Origin of the sequence: Micromonospora sp. NPDC049151, assembly GCF_040648395.1 — a bacterium.
Taxonomy (GTDB): domain Bacteria; phylum Actinomycetota; class Actinomycetes; order Mycobacteriales; family Micromonosporaceae; genus Micromonospora.
Window position 1 is genome coordinate 48,064 of sequence record NZ_JBEZDP010000017.1, and the last position, 20,990, is coordinate 69,053.

A 20,990-nucleotide genomic window follows, 5' to 3' on the forward strand; every position below is an offset into this window, starting at 1 on the left:
CTCCAGGATCTGTCGAGCAGACGGACCGGCCGGCAGTGGTCAGCGCTGGTCAGCGACCGGCGGCGCGGCGGTGCGGGGGTCACCCGGGCACTTTTCGAGCATAGTCACGCACCCGCGCCCAGTATGTGAGCGGGGTCATATCCGCTTCGGTCGTTACCGTCCCCTGACCCGTCCCGGACGTGGCCACCAGCGGGCCACCACCCGGCCCCGGACGTCGGCCACCCCGTACGCCCGGGAGTCGTCGGTGACGAACTCGTTGTCGCCGCGCAACCACCAACCGCCGTCGCGCGGTTCCACCGCCCGCTTGACGACGAGCAGGTCGGGACGGCTGCGGAACACCGCCACCACCACGTCGCCGGGGCGTACCGGCCGGCCGCCGGTGCGGACCAGCACCGCGTCGCCGTGACGCAGCGTGGGGGCCATGGAGGGGCCGGTCACCAGCACCGGAACCAGCGGGCCGCGCAGCGCCGGATGCCCGTCGGTGCTCGTCACGTCACCTCCCGGCCCCTGAGGGCGTCTCCAGGAGTAATGTCGTCTTGGATCATCGCAAACAACCCATGGAGGACCCTGATGCGCCTTCCCCGCATCCTCACGCCCCGGGTGACGGCCAGCGCTCACTGCGACCTGCCCTGCGGCGTATACGACCCGGCCCAGGCCCGGATCGAGGCCGAGTCGGTCAAAATGATCTGCGAGAAGTACCAGGCCAACACCGACCCGGAGTTCCGCACCCGCGCCATCCTGATCAAGGAGCAGCGGGCGGAGCTGGTCAAGCACCACCTGTGGGTGCTCTGGACCGACTACTTCAAGGCACCGCACTTCGAGAAGTACCCCCACCTGCACCAGCTGTTCAACGAGGCCACCAAGCTGGCCGGCGCGGCCGGCGCCAAGGGCGCCACCGACCCGGCCAAGGCCGACGAGCTGCTGGCGAAGATCGACGAGATCTCGAAGATCTTCTGGGAGACCAAGCAGGCGTGACGTCGCCCGACGGCACTCCGACGATCCGGCCGGTACGTCCCGAGGACGTACCGGCCGTCGTCGCCATGGTGCACGAACTCGCCGAGTACGAGCGCGCCCCGGAGCAGTGCCACCTCACCACGGCGCAGCTCGACGCGGCCCTGTTCGGCCCCGCCCCGGCGCTGTACGGCCACGTCGCCGTCGACGCGTCGGGCCGGCCGGTCGGTTTCGCGCTCTGGTTCCTCAACTTCTCCACCTGGGCCGGCGTGCACGGCATCTACCTGGAGGACCTCTACGTCCGCCCGGACGCCCGGGGCACCGGCGCGGGCCGGATGCTGCTCGCCACGCTCGCCGCGATCTGCGTCGAGCGCGGCTACCAGCGGCTGGAGTGGTGGATGATCCACTGGAACCCGGCGGCCCGTTTCTACGCCGCGATCGGCGCCACGCCGATGGACGAGTGGACCCCGTACCGCCTGGCCGGGCCGGCGTTGCGCGAGCTCGCCACGCACGCGACGGCCGTGCCCACGCGGCCCGTCCGCTGACCGGGTAGAGTCCCGCACCGGGGGGAGGAGCCGTGACTCAACTGACCGGGCACCCGGCGACCGACGACGACGTCGTCCATCTCACCGTGCCCGCCGACGGTGGTTACCTCGGCGTGCTCCGCACCGCCACGGCCGGCCTCGCGGCCCGGCTCCAGTTCGCCCTCGACGAGATCGAGGATCTGCGCATCGCCGTCGACGAGGCGTGCGCCATGCTGCTCGCGATCGCCACCCGCGACGCCGAGCTGGAGTGCCGGTTCGCGGTCACCGAGGACGCGCTCACCGTCGAGGTGACGGTGCCGACGGTCCGGGGCGCCACGCTCCCGTCCGAGTCGTCCTTCGCCTGGAAGGTGCTGACGGCACTGACCACCGGGGCGAACGCCCACGCATCAGGCGGCCGGGCCACCATCTCGCTGCTGACCCGCCGCGCCGGCGGCTACTGACTGGCTCGGTCCGGCCCGCACCGGCCGGCGGAGGCCGGACCGGGGTGGGTCGCGTTCAGCGGGCCGGCTCGCCGAAGCCCAGCGCGCGGTTGGTCGGACCGCTCACCAGCAGCCCGACCATGCCGATCCCGAGCGCGATCAGCGGCACCCCGAGCCAGCCCATGCCGCCCTCGATCATGAACCAGCCGACCGGCAGCAGCATGAGCTGGAGCACGATGGCCGGTGCGCGGGCCCCGGCCCGGCGGCGGGACAGCGCGCCGCCGAGCGCCCAGAGCGCCACCGCGCCGCCGGCGGCGAAGACGGTCACCAGCAGCGCCGAGGTCAGATCCGTGGTGTCGGCGGTGAGGTCGGACCAGATGAGCCACACCGCGATCAGCCCCAGCGCCACCGCCTGGGCACGTAGCAGGAGCACCGCCGCGCGCAGCGTGCCGGGGAGCGGTTCGGAGTCGATCGTCACGGCCGCCACGATACCGGTGGGTAGGCGCGGTATTGTGCCGCCCATGCGGGCCGTCCTGGTGGTCAATCCGAAGGCCACCACCACCAGCGAGCGCAGCCGGGACGTGCTGGTCCGGGCGTTGCGCAGTGAAGTCGACCTGTCGGTGCGTTACACCCGCCGACGGGGCCACGCCATGGATCTGGCCCGGGAGGCCGCCCAGGAGGGCGTCGACCTGGTCGTCACGCTCGGCGGTGACGGCACCGTCAACGAGGTGGTGAACGGCCTGATGGCGGCGGAGCCGCCGACGTTCCGTACCGGGCAGACCTCGGCCGAGCGGCTGCCCGCGCTGGCCACCGTGCCGGGCGGTTCGACGAACGTCTTCGCCCGCGCGCTCGGGCTGCCCCGGGAGTGGCCCGACGGCACCAGCATGATCCTGGAAGGGCTGCGGCTCGGCCGGTCCCGCACGATCGGGCTGGGGCGGGCCGACGACCGCTACTTCACGTTCTGCGCCGGCTTCGGGCTGGACGCGGCGGTCATCCGCCGGGTGGAACAGGCCCGCAAGAAGGGGCGCGTCTCCACGCCGGCGCTCTACTTCCGCTCCACCGCGAGTCAGTACTTCGTCGGCTCGGACCGCCGCCACCCGTCGATCACACTGGAGCGTCCGGGTGAGCCGCCCGCGACGGAGCTGGCCACCACGATCATCCAGAACACCGCGCCGTGGACGTACCTGGGCGACCGGGAGATCAATCCGAACCCGGAGGCGTCCTTCGACCTCGGGCTCGACGTGCTCGCGTTGCGGCGGCTGCGGGTGGCCAGCACGGCCCGTACGGCGGCGCAGTTCTTCTCGAAGCGACCGGATCCGCACGGCAAGCAGGTGCTGCGGCTGCACGACGTGGCCGAGTTCACGCTCGTCTCGGACCGTCCGCTGCCGTTCCAACTGGACGGGGACTACCTCGGCGAGCGGGAGAAAGTCCGGTTCACGTCCGTTCCGGCCGCACTGAGAGTAATCTGCTAGGTCTCGGGTATCCCAGTCGGTTGACGCGGACCCCCCGCCGCGCGGGTGCGGTGGCCGCCACGCCGAGGAAGGGTGCCGGAAATGTCAGCAACGTCACGCGGACCGTACTACATTGATTATCGACTGTGGCACGCCGGGTAACCAGGGCACTGGCAAACCCGGACAAATGGGTGGTGAGCCCGCTCACTGTTCGGAGTTTTTCTGAGCGTCACCCTTGACATCGCTGTAGTTCGTGAAAGTATTCACAAGCGAACTCGTGTTGCCGGGACATTGCCTGGATATGCTCGTTCGGTTGAGCTGTTCCAGCAGGTTCACGAGCCCACAGCCTGCTCACGCAGCGCCGAATTGATGGATGCTGACCGTCACCATTCGGCATTGCGGACGCATATAGGAATAGCAACGAAGCGTTATCTGGCCACCCACTAAGAATGAGGAGTGTTGCCGCCATGGACTGGCGCCACGATTCGGTCTGCCGCGACGAGGACCCGGAGCTGTTCTTCCCGATCGGGACGTCCGGCCCGGCCCTCCTTCAGGTGGAACAGGCGAAGGCCGTCTGCCGGCGCTGCCCCGTGACCGACCAGTGCCTGCAGTGGGCGCTGGAGTCCGGTCAGGACGCCGGTGTCTGGGGCGGGATGAGCGAGGAGGAGCGTCGCGCGGTGAAGCGCCGCGGCGGCCTCCGTGTGCTGCGCGCTCACTCCGCCTGACCCGTACCACGTGAGGCGCCCCGGCCGGGATTCCGGCCGGGGCGTTCTGCTGCCCGGACCGGGTCAGCCCGCCACCGCGTCCACCCGCCGCCGGACCAGGTCGGCCAGCTCCGGCAGGTCGGTCAGCGGGTCGGCCACCGCCACCGCGCCGGCCGACCGGGCCGCCGCGCGTACCCCGTCGTGGAACCGGCCCGGGGCCAGGAAGTAGGCGGCCACCGCGACCCGGCGGGCGCCCGCCGCGCGCAGGCGCGCCACCGCGCCGCCGACCTCCGGGGGCGCCGCCGAGGCGTACGAGACGCGGCAGGGCACACCCAGCCCGGCGCCGAACGCCGCGGCGACCCGGCCCACCGAGGCTCGCGCCGCCGGATCCCGGGTACCGGCCGCCGCCAGCACCACCGCGTCCAGCCCACTCGGACCGTCACCGGTCGCCTCCGCCAGGCGGCGGCGCAGCCCGTCCAGCAACCCGCCGTCCACCCCGCCGCCGGTCGGCCCCAGCACGTCGGTCACCCGTACCTCGATGTCCGCGCCGGCCGCCGCGACCGCCGCCGGGATGTCCACCTTCCGGTGGTACGCGGCGGTCAGCAGCAGCGGCACCAGGACCGCCCGGGAGTGACCGGCGGCGGACAGCCCGCGCAGCACCTCGGCCGGCCCGGGATCGGTGTGGTCGAGCCAGCTCGGCAGCACCGGACGCCCGGGCCAGGTGGCCGCCACGGCGAGCGCCAGCGCCCGGGTCGCCTCGGCCGCGCGCGGGTCACGGCTGCCGTGGGCCACCAGCACCACCGGTGGCCCGGCGCTCAGGTGTGCAGGCCGCACTCGGTCTTCTCGAACATCGCCCAGCGCCCGGCCCGCGTGTCCTCCCCCGCCCTGGTCCGCCGCGTGCACGGCCAGCAGCCGATCGAGCCGTAGCCGCGGGCGAACAGCTCGTTCACCGGAATGTCGTACCGGGCCACGTAGGCGTCCACCTCCCGCTGCGTCCAGGCCGCTATCGGGTTCACCTTGACCTTGCCGCGCCGCGCGTCGAAGCCCACCACGGGCGTGTTCGCCCGGGTCGGCGACTCGTCCCGGCGCAGCCCGGCGGCCCAGGCGTCGTACCCGGACAGCGCCCGCTCCAGCGGCTCCACCTTGCGCAGCTGGCAGCAGTCGTCCGGGGACCTGTTGAACAGACGCGGGCCGTACTGGCCGTCCTGCTGGCCCACGGTCATCCGGGGCCGGATCGAACGCACCCGCACCGGCATCCGCCGGGCCACCTCGTCGCGGACCCGCAGCGTCTCCGGGAAGTGCAGCCCGGTGTCCAGGAACACCACGTCGACGCCGGGCGCGACCCGGGAGACCAGGTGCGCCAGCACGCCGTCGGCCATCGAGCTGGTCACGCAGAACCGCTCGCCGAACGTCTCCACCGCCCAGCGCGCGATCTCCAGCGCGGGCGCGTCCGCCAGTTCCCGGCCGGCCTCCTCGGCCAGCGCGCGCAGCTCCTCCGGGTCGCGGCGGGCCGGCCCACCCGGGCCGATCAGGCCGAGGCCGGCGGCGGAGACGAGGCCGGTCACCGGGTCACCGCCCGGCTCAGCAGGCCGGTGAACTTGACCGCGAAGACCCGCGCACAGGCGTGGCACTCCCAGGCGCCGTGCCCGGCCTCGTGCGGCCGCAGGTCCTCCTCCCCGCAGTACGGGCAGTAGAGAGGCGCGGATCGGGCATCGCTCATCGGAGCTCCTCCTCGTCGGCTCTGATCACCCAGTTGGCGAACGTCTCACCCTCGGTCCGGCCGGCCAGGTAGCGGCGGGCGAGCCGTTCCACGTACTCCGGAAGCTCCTCGGCGGTGGTCTTCAGGCCGCGCAGCTTGCGGCCGAAGCCGGCCGTCTGCCCCTGCGCCATGCCGAGGCCGCCGCCGAGGTGCACCTGGAAGCCCTCGACCTGCCGGCCGTCCGGGCCGACCACGAGCTGGCCCTTGAGCCCGATGTCGGCGACCTGGGTGCGGGCGCAGGCGTTCGGGCAGCCGTTGAGGTGGATGGAGATGTCCGCGTCGAAGTCGCGCAGCCGCTCCTCCAGGCGCGCGACCAGTTCCTCGCCGCGCCGCTTGGTCTCGACGATGGCGAGCTTGCAGAACTCGATGCCGGTGCAGGCCATCGTGCCGCGCCGCCACGCCGACGGCCGGGCCTCCAGGCCGATCCCACGCAACGCCGTGACCAGCGAGTCGGTCCGCTCCGGCGCCACGTCCAGCACGAGCAGCTTCTGGTACGGCGTGAGCCGCACCCGGTCGCTGCCGTGCGCCTCGACCACGTCGGCGAGTTGCGCCAGCTGGGTGCCGGACACGCGGCCCACCACCGGGGCGGCGCCCACGTAGTTCGCGCCGTCGCGCTGGGCGTGCACGCCGATGTGGTCCACCGGCTTGGCCGGCAGGTCGGCGGCCGGACCGTCGAGCAGCGTGCGGCCCAGGTATTCCTTCTCCAGCACCTCCCGGAAGTGCTCCACGCCCCAGTCGGCGACCAGGAACTTCAGCCGGGCCCGGTTACGCAGCCGGCGGTAGCCGTAGTCGCGGAAGATGCCGACCACCCCGGCCCACACGTCCGGCACCTCGTTGCGCGGCACCCAGACGCCGAGCCGCTTGGCGAGCATCGGGTTTGTCGACAGCCCGCCGCCCACCCAGACGTCGAAGCCGGGACCGTGCTCCGGGTGCTCCACGCCGAGGAATGCGATGTCGTTCGCCTCGTACGGCGTGTCGACCAGCCAGGAGATCGAGGTCTTGAACTTGCGGGGCAAGTTGGAGAACGCCTTGTCGCCGACGTACCGGCGGACGATCTCGTCGATCGCCGGGGTCGGGTCGAGCACCTCGTCCCGGGCCACACCGGCGACCGGGCTGCCGAGCACGATCCGGGGGCAGTCGCCGCACGCCTCGGTGGTCTGCAGGCCGACCGCCTCCAGCCGGCGCCAGATCTCCGGCATGTCCTCGACCCGGATCCAGTGGTACTGGATGTTCTGCCGGTCGGTGATGTCGGCGGTGTCCCGGGCGAACTCGCGGGAGATGTCCGCGATCACCCGGAGCTGGGCCAGGTTGAGCTGGCCGCCGTCCACCCGGACCCGCAGCATGAAGAACTCGTCCTCCAGCTCGTGCGGCTCCAGCACGGCGGTCCGCCCGCCGTCGATGCCGGCCTTGCGCTGGGTGTAGAGGCCCCACCAACGGAACCGGCCGCGCAGGTCCTGCGGGTCGATCGAGGCGAAACCGCGGTGGGCGTAGATGTTCTCGATCCGGTCCCGCACGTTCAGCGGGTCGTCGTCCTTCTTGATCCGCTCGTTGGGGTTGAGCGGCTCACGGTGCCCGAGCGCCCACTGCCCCTCGCCGCGTGGCCGGCGGGGCGCACGGGCGGCGGGCGCCGGGCTGTCGGGACGGGTCGGGGTGCTGCTGACCGCCATCGCGGCGTCCTCCATGGTCTGCTGCGGTGCCTGGAGCGCGGACGCGGCGGCCGGCCCTGGAGAGGGCCGTGGACGGCGATGTCGATGACGGCCGGCGCGAGTACGCGCCCGAGACGGAAAGGTCGGGCGTCGTCAGTGGGCCGGACAGATCGCGCTGCGCACGCGGCCGTAATCGACGTGGCGGCGAGCCACGAAGCGGCGGACGACAGCGGCGGTCATGTGCCTCATGCTGCCACACCACGCCCCGCACGACCACAGCTCCGCACTGTGATCCCACATCACGGGCCACCCCCACCACCCACCCCCACCCCGCCCTCTCTCCCGCCCCGCCCCGCCCCGGTGATCAAGGAGTTAACGTCCCCAACCCGCCATCCGAGCCCCGCAATCTCCTTGGTCAACACCCCCACCTCCCCTCCCCGGCCCGCCGCCGACGCGTTGATCATGAGGTTGGCGGGGACAAAAGGGACAGTGAGCGCGGTCAACCTCATGATCGACGGGGTGGAGGTGGGTGGAATCGGTGGAGAGGGGTGGGTGGGGGGCTTGGGCGTGTGAGGCTGCGGGGGTGAGGAGGTTCGCGCCCGGCCGGCCGGGGCCGGTGGTGGTGTGGGTGGTGCCCGGGCTGCTCACGCTCGTGGTGACGCTGGCCGGCATCGGGCACGCCCAACCGTGGCGGGACGAGCTGGCCACTTGGAGCGCGGCGACCCGGCCGGTACCGGACCTGTTCCGGATGACCCGCACCATCGACGCCGCCACCGGGCCGTACTACCTGCTCACGCACGGCTGGACCGCGCTGGCAGGCACGTCGCCGACGGCACTGCGGCTGCCGTCGGCGCTGGCCATGACAGTGGCCGCCGCGCTCACCGCCCGCCTCGGCGCGGTGCTCGTCGGCCGCCGCGCCGGGCTGCTGGCCGGACTGCTGTTCGCGGTGCTGCCGGTCACCTCGCGGTACGGGCAGGAGGCCCGCCCGTACGCCCTCGCGACGCTGCTCGCCGTGCTGTCCACACTGCTGCTGGTCGAGGCGCTGCGCCGGCCGGGACGGTGGCGCTGGGCCGAGTACGCGGCAGCGGTCGCCGCGCTCGGCCTGTTCCACCTGCTGGCGCTCACGCTGCTCGCCGCGCACGCCCTGGTGGTGCTGCTGGTCGCCGCGCGCGGCTCGTCCGCCGCGGGCCTCGACCCGCCACGCCCGGCCGATGCTCGCACGGATTCTGACGGCACACGGCGGAAGCCGATGGTGCTCGCCTGGTGGATGGTGGCGCTGCTGCCGGCCGTCCTGCTGGTCACCCCGCTGGCTCTCGTCGCCGGAGGACAGCGTGGACGGCAACTCGACTGGGTCGATCCGGCTCGCCTGCCCGACCTGGCGGCGTTGCCCGGCGCGCTGGCGCAGAGCGGCGTCGTCGGCGGGTTCGTGCTCGCGCTCGCGGCGCTCGGCTCGGCCCGGATGGGCCGCCGGGCGCTGCTGCCGGCCGCCGCCGTGCTGTTGCCGGTGCTGCTGGTCTTCGCCGTCGGGACGGTGGTGCCGCTGTGGGTGACCCGGTATCTGGTGTTCACGGTGCCGTTCGCCTGCGTGCTGGCCGGCGCCGCGCTGGCCGCCGCTCGGGCCGCTCCCGCACCGACGGCGACGCCCGCCGAAACGGAACGCACGGCGACACCCACGGCAGCAGAGCGGGGACGGACGCCGCCCGGAGGGCGGATCGCGGCCGGACTGGCAGTGGTGGTCCTGGCCGGGCTGCTCGGGCTGCCGGATCAGGCGGCCCTGCGCCGCACCCACGAGTGGCCGCGCAGCGCACCTGTCGACTACGCGGGCGCCGCCGGGGTCATCCGCGCCGAGCAGCGGCCGGGCGACGCGATCGTCTACGCGTCCCGCGACGGCTGGCTGTTCCCGGATCTGGGCATGGCGTACCACCTGGGGCCGAGGTTGCCGCGCGACGTGCTCGTGGTCCGCGACCAGCGCCGGGACGCGAGTCTCTGGGCCGTGGAGTGCGACGACCCGGCGCGCTGCCTGGCCGGGACGGACCGGGTCTGGCTGGTGGTCACCGGCCGGCGCGCGGACCCGCTGGCGGCGGTGCCGGGTGCGAAGGGCGACGCGCTGCGCGCGGGCTACACCGTGCGGCAGGTGTGGCAGCGCCCGGGAATCACGGTGGCCCTGCTCGTCCGGTGAGACGGTCGGTGGTGCCGCGGGCCAGCGGTACGACGATTGCCGCCTCGGTGCCGCCGTCGGCGCCGTTGCGCAACGTGATGGTGCCGCGCAGCTCGCCGGTGACGAGCGCCCGGACGATCTGGAGGCCCAGGTTGCCGCCGCGTTCGGCGTCGAACTGCTCGGGCAGTCCCCGGCCGTTGTCGGTGACAGTGACGTGCAGTTGCTTGCGGGCCCGGTGCGTGGAGACCACCACCTCGGGCCGGGGCGCGGAGACCACCACCTCGGGCCGGGGCGCGTAGACCACGGCCTCGGGCCGGGCCGCGTCCGCGGGCGACGGGGCACCGGCCTCCTCGTCGGCTGGCGGGAAGCCGTGCTCGACGGCGTTGAGCAGCAACTCGTTGAGCACCATCACCAGCGAGGTGGCGATCTCGGCGGGCAGGACGCCGAAGGTGCCGCGACGGCGCATGCCGACGCTCACCTCGGTGGCGGCGACCTCGGTGGCGGCGCTCGCGACCCGGTCCACGATGCCGTCGAACTCGACCGCCTCGTCGCTGGACATGGAGAGCGTCTCGTGCACCAGCGCGATCGAGGCGACCCGGCGTACCGATTCTTCGAGCGCCACCCGCGCCTCGGGCATGGCGACCCGCCGGGCCTGGAGGCGCAGCAGCGCGGCGACGGTCTGGAGGTTGTTCTTCACCCGGTGGTGGATCTCCCGGATGGTGGCGTCCTTGGTGATCAGGGCGCGGTCGCGGCGGCGTACCTCGGTGATGTCGCGGACCAGCACCAGCGCGCCGATCGGCACTCCGGCGGGCATCAGCGGCAGCGCGCGGGTGAGCATGGTGGCGCCGCGGGCGTCGATCTCGCGGCGGGGTGGCGCCTCGCCGCGCAGCGCGGCGAGTACGGCGTTGCCCGCGTCGGTGCCTTCCAGGGGGTCGCCCGCGAGCCGGCGGTGCAGCTTGGCCAGGTCCTCCCCGACGAGGTGGGAGGCGTAGCCGAGGCGGCGGTACGCGGACTGCGCGTTCGGGCTCGCGTAGGTGACCTTGCCGTTGGCGTCGAGCCGCACCAGGCCGTCGCCGACCCGGGGCGCCGAGGTGGTCTCGCCCGGGTGCCGGGGCGGCGGGAACGTGCCGTCGGCGATCATCTGGGCGAGGTCGTCGGCAGTGGTGAGGTAGTTCAGTTCGAGCTGGCTGGGCGTGCGGGCGGTGGACAGGTTGGTGTCCCGGCCCACCACGGCGATCACCTCGCCGGCTTCACCGTCGCCGGTGCGCAGCCGGACCGGGATCGCCTCGTGGCGGGCCGGGACGTCGCCGTACCAGACCGGGTCGCCCTCGCGCCAAATCCGTCCCTGCCGGTGGGCCACCTCCAGGTGGGCCACCTCGGCCCCGCCGACGATGCGCCCGACCTGGTCGTCCAGGTAGGCGGTCGGCGCGGTGGTGGGACGGACCTGGGCCACGCAGAGGAACGTGCCGTCACCGTCCACCGGCACCCAGAGCAGCAGGTCGGCGAAGGACAGGTCGGACAGCAGCTGCCAGTCGCCGGCGATCCGGTGCAGGTGATCGATGTCGGCCGGACGGAGCGCGGTGTGCTCCTCGGCGAGATCACGGAGGGTGGACACGCCACACAGCGTGCCACGCCGGACGTCACATCGTCGCCGTGACCTTCTTCAAGCCGCGCGGCGCGTCCGGGTCCTCGCCCCGGGCCAGCGCCAGGGACAGCGCGAGCCGTTGCAGCGGCAGGATGTCGAGCAGCGGCGCGTACCGCTCGTCGACCTCGGGCACGGCCATCCGGGTCTCGCCGACGTCGGCGGAGCCGACCACCACCACGTCGGCGCGGCGCTCGCCGAGCCGGGGCAGCACCTCGCGCATCGACGTGCCGCCGGGGCCGGAGCCGACCACGGCGAGCACCGGGACGTCCGGGTCGGTCATGGCGAGCGGGCCGTGCAGCAGGTCGGCGCCGGAGAAGGCGAGCGCCGGGAGGTACGAGGTCTCCATCAGCTTCAGCGCCGCCTCCCGGGCGGTCGGGTACGCGTAGCCCCGGCCGGTGGTGACGAGCTGGGCGGCGAACCGGTAGCGCGGGGCGAGCCGGGCCGGGGTGTCGTCGGCGAGCGTCTGCGCGGCCAGCCCGGGCAGGCGGCTCAGGGCGGCGCGTTCCTCGGCGGGCAGCACGCCGTCGCCGGCGCGTACGCCCTCGATCAGCATGAGCAGCGCGAGCAGCTCGGCGGTGTACGTCTTGGTGGCGGCGACGGCGCGCTCGTGGCCGGCGGCGATGTCCACGCTCAGCTCGGCGGTCTCCACCAGCGGCGAGCCGGGGTTGTTTGTGACCGCGAGGGTGAGCGCGCCGGAGGCGCGGGCGACCCGCAGCACCTCGGCGAGGTCGGGCGAGCCGCCGCTCTGGCTGACGCCGACGACGAGCGCGTCGGAGAGGTCGGGCCGGGCACCGAAGACGGTGATCGCGCTCGGTGAGGCCAGTCCGGCGGGCAGTCCGAGGCGGATCTCGGTCAGGTAGGCCGCGTAGAGCGCGGCGTGGTCGGAGGTGCCCCGGGCGGTGAAGACCACGTGCCGGGGGCGGCGTTCGGCGACGACGGCCGCCACCTCGGCGATGGCTGCCGCGTGTTCGGTGGAGAGCAGACGCTCGTAACCGGCCGGCTGCTCGTCGATGTCGGCGGCCATACCGGCCCCTGCTCGCGTCACTCCAGAACCTCCTTCTGCGCGTTTCCCGCGCGTTCGATGCTCAGTCTTGCACGTTTTGACAGGCTCAATCAACGCAACGAGCACTAGTGCGCAGTGGATCACTAAATCGGCGGAAGATCCCCTAGGCTTGCCCGGCTGACCGACCCGACCCGCGAGAGGACGACGTGCCCGACGACGACGCCGCGCTCTCGGCGGAGGAGGAACTCGCGCTGGCCCGGCTGGCGCTGGACGAGGGCGACCTGCGGCACGCCGCCGACCACGTGGCCGCCGCGCTGGTCCGCTCCCCCACGCTGCCCGAGGCGCACGAGACGCTCGCCCGGCTGAACGCGGCCAGCGGCGGCGACCTCGACCTCTTCCCGCTCGGTCAGCAGGCGTTCGTCGGCGCCGTGGTGGCCCGCGCGCACCTGCTCGCCGCCGCCGGCCGCCCCGCCGAAGGGCTCGACCTGCTCGCCGCCGCCACCGGCTACGCGCCCGCCGCCCCGTGGGCCGCCGTGCCCTGGGTTACCGCCGCCGACCTGCCGGAACGCCTCGATCCCGAGCGCACCGCCCGGATCCTCATGCAGGTCTGCGCGGCGGCGCCCGACCCCGCGCCGCGCCGGCTGCGCGAGCCGCTGGAGCCGTACCTCACGCTGGCCCGCCACGCGATCACCGTCTATCCGGCCCATCCGCTGCTGCTCGGCGCGGCGTCCGCGCTGGCCCGGCGCCTCGGCGAGGTCACCCTCGCCGTCACCTGGGCCACCCGGGGGGTACGCGCACAGCCCACCAAACTCGGCGAGGTGTGGCTCGGGTACGCGTACCGCAGCGCCGGCCGGACCGGCGAGGCGCTCGCCGCACTGGAACGCGCTGTCGCGCTCGACCCGGACGACCTCGCTGTCTACGCGGACATCGCCGGCACGCTGGCCGACCACGGCCGGCTCGACGCGGCACTGGGCTGGGTCGACCGGGCGCTGGCGAAGGATCCGTCCTTCGACTGCGCGGTGCACACCGCGCACCGGCTGCGCTACCTGCGCGACGGGGACGTGGACCACCTGGTGGCGCTCGCCGACTTCGTCCGCGACCACCCGGACGACACGCACGAGCACGGTGACCTGGCCGAGTGCTGCCGGGGCCGCCCCTGGCTCGGGCAGGTGACCCCGGCCGGCGACGACGCCCCGGCCCCTGACGGTCCCGCCCCCTCGGCCGAGGCGGTACGGCGGCTCCAGCAGCTCGCGCACCCGGCCTGGCCGCACCCACCGGCCGCGTACGACGCCGCCGTCGGGCTGGCCACGCTGCACCTCGCCGACCTGCTCGCCCTGCTGGCACACCCGCCGGAGGCGCCGGCGACCGCGCTGGGCCGGGTGCTCGGCGGGCAGGACCCAGCACTGTGGACGCGCTGCGCGCAGGTCTGGGCCTGCCTCGGCCTGCTGCACCACCGCACCGACGAGCAGTGGGAACGGTCCACCCGCCGCCGGGTGCTGCGGGAACTGGCCGCCGGCGATCTCGGCCCGGCCGCCGAGGCGGCACTGTTCGCCCTGGTCACCGCCGCCTGGATGCACCCGGACACGCGCACCGACGTGGCCGCGCTGGTGGCCGGGCGGATCGCCGAGGTGGCGGCCGGGTCCGCCCGGCGTAGCCCGGTGGCGGTGTCGCTGGCGTACCTGGCGCGAGCCACCCCGGCACTCGACCCGGCGGCACGCGCCACTGCCGACGGGCTGATCGCCGACGCCGAGGGCGGACCGCTGCGGCGTCTCTGGCGACGCCTCGCCGCCCTGTTCCGCCGCGGCTGACCACGCGGAGCGGCAGACGCGGCGCGGCCCCGCGTACCCCTGGAGGGGCGGCGGGGCCGCGACCGTGCGTCAGGCGACGGGGGCCCGGCCGAGCGCGGCCTCGGCCTCGTCCTCAGGTGTGGCGCCGGCCGGCGGCACGTCGTTCGTCGCGCGCAGCGGCACCTCCTTGATGAACCAGGCGAGCACGGGTACGGCCACTGTGAACAGGACCGCCCAGAAGAAGACGTGCGAGATGGCGTCGGACAGGCCGCCGAGCACCGCTTCGCGCACCGGGCCGGTGAGCTTCCTGAGCGCCTCCAGATTCATCGCGCCGCCCTCGCCGCCGCCCGAGCCCGAGAACGCGGGACCGGCCGCCGAGTCGGCAAGGCGGTTGGCGAAGATCGCACCGAAGAGGGAGACGCCGAACGAGCCGCCGATGGACCGGAAGAAGGTGGCCGCACCGCTGGCCGCGCCGAGGTCCTTCTGTTCCACGCTGTTCTGCGCGATGAGCATCGAGGTCTGCATGAGGAAGCCCATGCCGACACCGAGCACGATCATGTAGAGCGAGGACTGCGCCTTGCTCGTGTCCACGTCCAGCAGGCTGAGCAGGCCCATCCCGGCGGCCATCACCACACCGCCGACGATCGGGAAGAGGCGGTAACGGCCGGTCTTGGTGATGGTCCGGCCGACCACGAGCGACACCACGAGCATGCCGAACATCAGCGGGAGCAGCAGCAGGCCGCTGTTCGTGGCCGAGGCCCCCTGGACGGTCTGCTGGTAGAGCGGCAGGAAGTTCATCGCGCCGAACATGGCGAAGCCGAGCAGGAAACCGATCACCGAGATCAGCGCGAAGTTGCGGTTGGCGAACAGGCTCAGCGGCAGGATCGGCTCCGGCACACGTCGCTCGACCAGCGCGAACGCGCCGAGCGCGAGCAGCGCCAGCACGGCGAGGCCGAGGATCTGCGGCGAGACCCAGTCGTACTCGTTGCCGCCCCACGTGGTCACCAGCACGATGGCGGTGATGCCGACGGACAGCAGCGCCGCGCCCAGCCAGTCGATCTTGTGTTCGGTGCGGTACTTCGGCAGGTGCATGGTGGTGGCGAGGACCAGCAGCGCCACGCCGCCCAGCGGCAGGTTGACGTAGAACGCCCAGCGCCAGGAGAGGTTGTCGGTGATGAAGCCGCCGACGAGCGGGCCGGCGACCATGGCGATGGCCATGATGCCGGCGATCATGCCCTGGTAGCGGCCACGCTCGCGGGGCGGGACCAGGTCACCGATGATGGCCATGACGCCGACCATCAGGCCGCCCGCGCCGAGGCCCTGCACGGCACGGAACGCGATCAGCTCGGTCATGCCGGTCTCCGTGCCGCCGAAGACGCCGGAGCCGGACATGCCGCAGAGGGCGGAGCCGACCAGGAACACGACGACCGCGGTGAGGAAGACCGTCTTGCGGCCGTAGAGGTCGCCGAGCTTGCCCCAGATCGGTGTGGAGACCGTGGTGCCCAGCACGTACGCGGTGACCACCCAGGTGAAGTGGTCAGCGCCGCCGAACTCGAAGACGATCCGCGGCAACGCGGTGCTGACGATCATGTTGTCGAGCATCGCGAGCATCATCGCGATCATCAGGCCGAACAGGACGATACGGACGTTGGGTCTCGTGGTCACCTGGGCTGGTTGACTCATCGGTAGGCTCCCCCGAAGATCGGATGATCGACTTACTTGCCGCCCGGCTAGTTGACTTACTAGCCGGACGGTAAGCTGATGGCGGGCGCACGTCAAGCGGATTGGAAGGATGTCGGCTGGTGAGGGAGACCACAGGGGGCACACGGCAGCGGATCCAGGCCGTCGCCTTGGAACTCTTCACCGAGCAGGGCTACGAGAAGACGTCCCTGCGGGAGATCGCCGAGCGGCTCGGCGTGACGAAGGCGGCGCTCTACTACCACTTCAAGAGCAAGGACGAGATCGTCACCAGCCTGGTCGACGACCGGCTGCGCCGGATGGACGAGCTGATCGCCTGGGCCGCCGACCAACCACCCACGCTGGCCACCCGGCGCGCCCTGATCGGCAGGTACGCCGACAGCATGTTCGCCGGCGACCTGCCCCAGGTGATGCGCTTCTTCGAGCAGAACCAGACGGTGCTCAAGAGCCTTGTCGCGGGCCAGCAGATGCGGGACCGGATAATGCGCCTGGCGCACGAGCTGTGCCGGGGCGACGACTCCCCCGCCGCCCAGCTCCGCGCCGCGCTCACGCTGTTCGCGGTGCACAGCAGTTGGTTCGCGGTACGCGCGCCCGGCATCACCGACGATGAGCGCAAGCGGATCGCGCTCCAGGTCGCCGACGAGCTGCTCGCCAAGATCGGCGAGACCGGCGCGGAAGGCGACGCCTGAGCCGCGCTCAGCGGGCCGCGGTCAGGTCCAGCCGCAGGCCGCGCAGCTCGATGCCGGGCATCGGCATCCAGTCCTTCTCCGGGTACCTGACGAAACCCAGCCGCTCGTAGAGGCGGTGCGCGCTCGCCGCCATCCCGGCGCGTACGCAGATCACCAACGCCGTGCAGCCCAACTCCGTCGCGCGCGCCACGCACGCGGACGCGAGCGCCGCGCCCGCGCCCCGGCCCTGTGCGACCGGATCCACCGCGAGCATCCGGAACTCGGCCTCGCCCGGTTCGGCGAGGTCGGCGTACGGGCTGCCGGGCAGCACGAACGTCACCGCGCCGAGTACGTGGCCGGTGGCGTCGTCGACGGCCACCAGAACCTCGCCACTCTCGGCGCGGGTGGCCACGTCGGCGAGCACCGGCGCGTACCCGCTCTCGTCCTTGAGCTGGCCGTCCGCCTCGTACGCGGCCACCGTCAGCCGGGCCACTGCCGGCAGGTCCGCCGGGTCGGCGCGGCGCACCCGCAGGCCGGTCAACCGATCTCCGCGATCAGGTCGCCGTCCTGCACCACGTCACCCTCGTTGACCGCGAGCCTCCGCACCACGCCGTCGGACTCGGCGACGACCGGGATCTCCATCTTCATCGACTCCAGGATGACGAGGGTGTCGCCCTCGGACACCGTGTCGCCGGCCGACACGACGACCTTCCAGACGTTGGCCACCATCTCGGCGCGGATCTCCTCGGCCATTTTGTGGCCCTCCCTCTCCGACAGCTCCCCGACAATCCTGCGAACGGTATCCAATCATGACGCCGGTCACGCCGGGCCGCGCACCACCGGGCGCGCGATCCGCCCCACCGCGTCCCGGCGGGCGGCCACCGCACTAGCATCGTGCGGGTCGGCCACCGGCGAGCCCGGGGGCCACACACCGCGACCTCCGCCGCGCCCAGCCGCGGACGGAACCGTGACCAGCACAAGGAGGCAGAGCATGGCGAAGAAGGCCCGGAAGAAGAAGGCCCGTAAGAAGAGCAGCGCCAACCACGGCAAGCGGCCCAACTCCTGATCATCGGATCAGCGCGGCAGAAGCCGGAAACGCGGAACGGCCCGGGTCCGATCACGGACCCGGGCCGTTCGTGGCTTGTCAGTCGGCCAGTTCGCGGGACTCGGTGGTCTCGAAGACCACCAGCTCGGTCAGCCGCAGGCGCAGCCGCTCCCGCAGCTTCTCCGGCGCCGCCTCGTTGCCGCAGCACCGGGCCACGAGCGCCTTGACCTCCTGCTCGATGCCGTACTCGCGCAGGCACGGCCCGCACTCGTCCAGGTGGTGCCGGATCAGCACCCGGCGCTCCTCGGCGCACTCCAGGTCGAGGTAGAGGTAGACCTCGGCGAGGACCTCGCGGCAGTCCGTCTCGTGCGGTTGTCCACAGCTCACGGTCACACCTCCCGGCCGGCGGCGGCGGTCGAACCCTTCTTCGACGAGGCGGCGCTGAAACCCCGCTCCGCCGCGTACTGCTCCAGCAGCTTCCGCAGATTACGTCGGCCACGGTGCAGACGGGACATCACGGTGCCGATCGGCGTACCCATGATGTCGGCGACCTCCTTGTACGAGAAGCCCTCGACGTCGGTCAGGTAGACGGCCATGCGGAACTCCTCCGGCAGCTGCTGGAGGGCCTCCTTGACGTCGCTGTCCGGCAGCCGGTCGAGCGCCTCCGTCTCGGCCGAACGCAGGCCGCTGGACGTGTGCGACTCGGCCTCGGCGAGCTGCCAGTCGGTGATCTCCTCGGTCGGCGCCTGGATGGGCTGGCGCTGCCGCTTGCGGTAGGTGTTGATGTAGGTGTTGGTCAGGATCCGGTAGAGCCAGGCCTTCAGGTTCGTGCCCTGCTCGAACTGGTGGAAGGCGGCGTACGCCTTCAGGTACGTCTCCTGAACCAGGTCCTCCGCGTCCGCCGGATTGCGGGTCATCCGCAGCCCGGCAGCGTAGAGCTGATCGACGAAGGGCATCGCGTCCCGCTCGAAGCGGGCCCTGCGCTCGTCCGTCTTCTCGGTGGTCAACCGCACATCCCCTCGCGTCGGATGCTTTCCCGCCGAGGATACGCGTACCCACTTACCGGCAGATTCACTTCCGGAGTGTGTGCCGGTGCTCACGACCGACGCCGCCGCGGGCCACTCCGGCGCGTCGAGCAGCCGCCGGAGCTGGCGCTCGTCCCGTTCGTCCCGTTCCCGGCTCCGTGTCTCGATCGGCACCGGTCACCCCCCTCGCCTGGCTCTGTCGTCGTCCAAGGGAGGTAACGCGAGGTGCGGGGTGCGGCATTCCTCCACCCCACCCGATCCTGGTCCCGGCCTCGGCCGCGACCGAGGCTGGGACCAGGAAGGGCCTGGGAGGGTGGCCCCGGCGCGCCCGAACCGGGCGGCCGGCACCAACCGGTGCAACGACCCGCCGCGTCGGACGGTCACGGCACGCGCCGCCGGTCAGGACGACCACCCGTGTACGCGCAGCCAGTCCCGCACCACGGCGGCCGTGCCGGACGGATCTCCGCGCAGGTCGTGGCGCTCTCCCGGCCGGACCACCACCTCGATGCCGGGGCCCGGCTCGGGTACGCCGAACGGGTCCCGGTCGCCGTTCACGACGAGCGTGGGCAGCCCGGTGCGCAGTTCCCCGGCCCGGGAACGCTCCGGTCGCCCCGGCGGGTGCAGCGGGAAGGCCAGCGCCACGACTCCGGCCGCCCCGACGGCGGCGGCGGTACGGCAGGCCACCCGGGCACCACTGGACCGGCCCCCGACCACCCAGTGGCGCACCAGTGGGGCGCGACGGCGCAGCTCGGCCAGGACCGCCGTCCACGCCTCGTCGAGGTGCCCGGCGGGGGCGGGCGCGCGGCGTCCGGCCACCCGGTACGGCTGGGTCACCAGGGCCACCCCCGCCCCGGCGGCGAGCGCCGCGTCGCGTACCGCGGTGAGGTCCGGCGCGTCCACGTCACCGCCGGCGCCGTGCCCGAGCACCAGCACCGTCGCGCCGCCGGTAGGCGGATCGAACCGCAGCCGGGCGGGGCCTCTCGGGGTGTCGATCTCGTCGTCGTGCCGCACCGGCTCATTCTGCGCGGGCCGGGCGGCCCACCGGCGGCCGGGCGCGGAAACGCCGACGTCGCCCGTGGCCCACTGCGGCGGGCCACGGGCGACGTCGGGATCAGCTCAGCGGAACCAGCGTGAGCAGACGGTCGCGCACCGGCGGGCCGGCGTCGTCGAGCGCGTCCGGATCCGGCTGCACCTCGCTGCGCCAGGCCACCAGCATGGCCCGCCGCTCACGCGGCGTGGTGCCGCCCCAGACGCCGTGGCAGTCGCCCACCTCCAGCGCCCAGGCCAGGCAGGAGCCCTGGACGTCGCAGGTGCGGCAGAGCGCCACGGCGGCGTCGGCCGGCTCGTTCGGCGCCGGGAAGAACGTCTCCGGATCGACGTTCTGACAGGTGCCCCTGGTGCGCCAGGCGTCGTCCTGGCGTCGTTCGTCAAGCGCCCGCAGCAGTCGCGGATCGCGCCGCGCGGCGGCTACCTCGTGCGGACGGGGCATGCGTGCCCGTGTCAATACACCCACCTCCCCCGTGGGAACCGGCGAAGATCTCTAAAAGATCGATGGATGTCATCCGCCCCGTGCGAACAGACGCCCATCACCGGCGCTGTGTTCTATCGCATTCGCATGCGTAAGGACAAGGGTCTTCGATGAAAGTGACTGAACGTCTGGGCGACTTTCCCACCCAACCCCGACAGAAAGGGCCGCGTGAATGTGGCAGAGCGTGATCAGAACAGGGTCGCTCCGGCGGCCGTCCCGGTGCCCGCCGGAACCACCGGCACGATCAGTTCCGGGCCGTCGTTGCGGACGTCGCCCACGGCCCGGGACACGGGCCTGATCTCCAGGCCGGCGAGCAGGCCGGCATGCGGCGGCGCGAGCAGCTCAGCCGGCTCCTCGGCCGGGCCCAGCCAGGCCGCCCAGCGCTCCGGCGGCAGCAGCAGCGGCATCCGGTCGTGCACCTCGGCCAGCTCGCCGACCGCGGCGGTGGTGAGCACGCTGAACGTGAGCCGGGCCGCCCCGGCCGGCTCCCACACCGACCAGATGCCGGCGAGGGCCAGGACCGAGCCGTCCCGCGGGGTCATGAAGTAGGGCTGGCGTCCGCCGTCGGCGAGGCGCACCCACTCGTACCACCCGTCGGCGGGGACCAGGCAGCGGCGGCGGGCGAAGGACGGCGCGTACGCCCGGCTGGTGGCGACCGTCTCGGCCCGTGCGTTGATCATGCGGGCGGCCCCGGCGGCGCTGCGCGACCACTGCGGGAGCAGGCCCCAGCGGCCGAGGGAGAGCAGGCGGTGCCCCTCCGGGGCGAGCCGGACCAGCGGCACCGGATCGGTCGGCGCCACGTTGAAGTCCGGCGTCACCCCGCCGGTCTCGTCGGCAGACTCGAAGATCGCGCTCAGATCGGCGGCGCTCCGGGTCGTGGCGTACCTCCCGCACATGGCGCCCACGCTAGCCGCATTCGGACGTCCCGGCTGTCCCGCCCAACGGGAGCGGGGGCGAC

The 20,990-nt window shown here is 73.1% G+C and carries 24 protein-coding genes; 8 read left to right on the plus strand and 16 right to left on the minus strand.

What is annotated here, in order from left to right:
- Positions 1-153 precede the first annotated feature (153 nt).
- Entirely contained in the window at positions 154-492 is a 339-nt protein-coding gene (locus AB0B20_RS19955) for a S24/S26 family peptidase (RefSeq protein ID WP_357383736.1), read from the minus strand.
- Positions 493-570: 78 nt separating this feature from the next.
- Between AB0B20_RS19955 and sodN the strand changes: the two genes are divergently transcribed.
- From sodN to AB0B20_RS19970, 3 genes are read left to right on the plus strand one after another with little or no spacing between them, the layout of a single operon-like run.
- A complete protein-coding gene (sodN, locus tag AB0B20_RS19960) occupies positions 571-975 on the plus strand; it encodes a superoxide dismutase, Ni (protein WP_128138300.1) in 405 nt (134 codons plus the stop codon).
- Positions 972-1,496, plus strand: a complete 525-nt coding sequence (locus AB0B20_RS19965) for a GNAT family N-acetyltransferase (RefSeq protein WP_357383734.1) — start codon at positions 972-974, stop codon at positions 1,494-1,496. The genes sodN and AB0B20_RS19965 overlap by 4 nt, the downstream gene beginning before the upstream one ends.
- Positions 1,497-1,528: 32 nt before the next feature.
- Positions 1,529-1,936 (plus strand): ATP-binding protein, encoded by a 408-nt coding sequence (locus tag AB0B20_RS19970; RefSeq protein WP_357472321.1) that lies wholly within the window; start codon positions 1,529-1,531, stop codon positions 1,934-1,936.
- A 55-nt stretch (positions 1,937-1,991) separates the two neighbouring features.
- On the opposite strand, the gene AB0B20_RS19975 is transcribed toward AB0B20_RS19970, so the two are convergent.
- Positions 1,992-2,393, minus strand: a complete 402-nt coding sequence (locus tag AB0B20_RS19975) for a hypothetical protein (protein WP_357472324.1) — start codon at positions 2,391-2,393, stop codon at positions 1,992-1,994.
- A gap of 43 nt (positions 2,394-2,436) precedes the next feature.
- On the opposite strand from AB0B20_RS19975, the gene AB0B20_RS19980 reads away from it, so the two are divergent.
- On the plus strand, positions 2,437-3,387 hold the full coding sequence (locus AB0B20_RS19980) for a diacylglycerol kinase family protein (RefSeq protein ID WP_357472327.1): 951 nt from the start codon (positions 2,437-2,439) through the stop codon (positions 3,385-3,387).
- Between the two features lie 446 nt (positions 3,388-3,833).
- On the plus strand, positions 3,834-4,091 hold the full coding sequence (locus AB0B20_RS19985; protein WP_013288358.1) for a WhiB family transcriptional regulator: 258 nt from the start codon (positions 3,834-3,836) through the stop codon (positions 4,089-4,091).
- Between the two features lie 63 nt (positions 4,092-4,154).
- Here AB0B20_RS19985 and AB0B20_RS19990 read toward each other — a convergent pair whose 3' ends face one another.
- The 4 genes from AB0B20_RS19990 to AB0B20_RS20005 are packed head-to-tail and all read right to left on the minus strand — an operon-like array spanning position 4,155 to position 7,496.
- Entirely contained in the window at positions 4,155-4,904 is a 750-nt protein-coding gene (locus AB0B20_RS19990) for a CbiX/SirB N-terminal domain-containing protein (protein WP_357472330.1), read from the minus strand.
- Positions 4,886-5,635 (minus strand): phosphoadenylyl-sulfate reductase, encoded by a 750-nt coding sequence (locus AB0B20_RS19995; protein ID WP_357472332.1) that lies wholly within the window; start codon positions 5,633-5,635, stop codon positions 4,886-4,888. The genes AB0B20_RS19990 and AB0B20_RS19995 overlap by 19 nt, the downstream gene beginning before the upstream one ends.
- On the minus strand, positions 5,632-5,790 hold the full coding sequence (locus tag AB0B20_RS20000) for a hypothetical protein (protein WP_013288361.1): 159 nt from the start codon (positions 5,788-5,790) through the stop codon (positions 5,632-5,634). The genes AB0B20_RS19995 and AB0B20_RS20000 overlap by 4 nt, the downstream gene beginning before the upstream one ends.
- Positions 5,787-7,496, minus strand: coding sequence for a nitrite/sulfite reductase (locus tag AB0B20_RS20005; protein ID WP_357472335.1), 1,710 nt, complete (start codon positions 7,494-7,496; stop codon positions 5,787-5,789). Before AB0B20_RS20005 ends, AB0B20_RS20000 begins: the two co-directional genes overlap by 4 nt.
- Before the next feature lie 562 nt (positions 7,497-8,058).
- Between AB0B20_RS20005 and AB0B20_RS20010 the strand changes: the two genes are divergently transcribed.
- Positions 8,059-9,654 (plus strand): glycosyltransferase family 39 protein, encoded by a 1,596-nt coding sequence (locus tag AB0B20_RS20010; protein WP_357472338.1) that lies wholly within the window; start codon positions 8,059-8,061, stop codon positions 9,652-9,654.
- Here the strand turns inward: AB0B20_RS20010 and AB0B20_RS20015 are convergent.
- Together AB0B20_RS20015 and AB0B20_RS20020 are read right to left on the minus strand one after the other, a co-directional pair.
- Positions 9,629-11,248 (minus strand): histidine kinase N-terminal domain-containing protein, encoded by a 1,620-nt coding sequence (locus tag AB0B20_RS20015; protein WP_357472341.1) that lies wholly within the window; start codon positions 11,246-11,248, stop codon positions 9,629-9,631. The two genes, AB0B20_RS20010 and AB0B20_RS20015, sit on opposite strands and share 26 nt — an antisense overlap.
- 25 nt (positions 11,249-11,273) lie before the next feature.
- Positions 11,274-12,302 (minus strand): SIS domain-containing protein, encoded by a 1,029-nt coding sequence (locus AB0B20_RS20020; RefSeq protein WP_357383921.1) that lies wholly within the window; start codon positions 12,300-12,302, stop codon positions 11,274-11,276.
- A gap of 185 nt (positions 12,303-12,487) precedes the next feature.
- Here AB0B20_RS20020 and AB0B20_RS20025 point away from each other — a divergent pair, with 185 nt between their 5' ends.
- Positions 12,488-14,089, plus strand: coding sequence for a tetratricopeptide repeat protein (locus tag AB0B20_RS20025; RefSeq protein ID WP_357472344.1), 1,602 nt, complete (start codon positions 12,488-12,490; stop codon positions 14,087-14,089).
- Positions 14,090-14,158: 69 nt separating this feature from the next.
- Here the strand turns inward: AB0B20_RS20025 and AB0B20_RS20030 are convergent, their stop codons facing one another.
- Positions 14,159-15,751, minus strand: a complete 1,593-nt coding sequence (locus AB0B20_RS20030) for an MDR family MFS transporter (RefSeq protein ID WP_357472347.1) — start codon at positions 15,749-15,751, stop codon at positions 14,159-14,161.
- Positions 15,752-15,870: 119 nt separating this feature from the next.
- Here AB0B20_RS20030 and AB0B20_RS20035 point away from each other — a divergent pair, with 119 nt between their 5' ends.
- A complete protein-coding gene (locus tag AB0B20_RS20035; protein WP_357383711.1) occupies positions 15,871-16,455 on the plus strand; it encodes a helix-turn-helix domain-containing protein in 585 nt (194 codons plus the stop codon).
- A gap of 7 nt (positions 16,456-16,462) precedes the next feature.
- On the opposite strand, the gene AB0B20_RS20040 is transcribed toward AB0B20_RS20035, so the two are convergent.
- The 7 genes from AB0B20_RS20040 to AB0B20_RS20070 all read right to left on the minus strand — a co-directional run bounded on the left by AB0B20_RS20040 (position 16,463) and on the right by AB0B20_RS20070 (position 20,928).
- The gene (locus AB0B20_RS20040; RefSeq protein WP_357472350.1) at positions 16,463-16,975 is read right to left on the minus strand and encodes a GNAT family N-acetyltransferase; all 513 of its coding nucleotides are present in this window, start codon (positions 16,973-16,975) and stop codon (positions 16,463-16,465) included.
- Positions 16,972-17,187, minus strand: a complete 216-nt coding sequence (locus tag AB0B20_RS20045) for a biotin/lipoyl-binding carrier protein (protein WP_357383706.1) — start codon at positions 17,185-17,187, stop codon at positions 16,972-16,974. The genes AB0B20_RS20040 and AB0B20_RS20045 overlap by 4 nt, the downstream gene beginning before the upstream one ends.
- A 391-nt stretch (positions 17,188-17,578) precedes the next feature.
- The gene (gene rsrA / locus AB0B20_RS20050; protein WP_026267729.1) at positions 17,579-17,866 is read right to left on the minus strand and encodes a mycothiol system anti-sigma-R factor; all 288 of its coding nucleotides are present in this window, start codon (positions 17,864-17,866) and stop codon (positions 17,579-17,581) included.
- A gap of 2 nt (positions 17,867-17,868) precedes the next feature.
- Positions 17,869-18,678, minus strand: coding sequence for a sigma-70 family RNA polymerase sigma factor (locus AB0B20_RS20055; protein ID WP_357383704.1), 810 nt, complete (start codon positions 18,676-18,678; stop codon positions 17,869-17,871).
- A 225-nt stretch (positions 18,679-18,903) separates the two neighbouring features.
- Positions 18,904-19,515, minus strand: coding sequence for an alpha/beta family hydrolase (locus AB0B20_RS20060; protein ID WP_357472353.1), 612 nt, complete (start codon positions 19,513-19,515; stop codon positions 18,904-18,906).
- 100 nt (positions 19,516-19,615) lie between these two features.
- Positions 19,616-20,008 carry a WhiB family transcriptional regulator gene (locus AB0B20_RS20065; RefSeq protein ID WP_354871564.1) on the minus strand — a complete coding sequence of 131 codons (393 nt, stop codon included), beginning with the start codon at positions 20,006-20,008 and terminating at the stop codon, positions 19,616-19,618.
- A gap of 212 nt (positions 20,009-20,220) precedes the next feature.
- The gene (locus AB0B20_RS20070) at positions 20,221-20,928 is read right to left on the minus strand and encodes an SOS response-associated peptidase (RefSeq protein ID WP_357472356.1); all 708 of its coding nucleotides are present in this window, start codon (positions 20,926-20,928) and stop codon (positions 20,221-20,223) included.
- Positions 20,929-20,990: the final 62 nt, after the last annotated feature.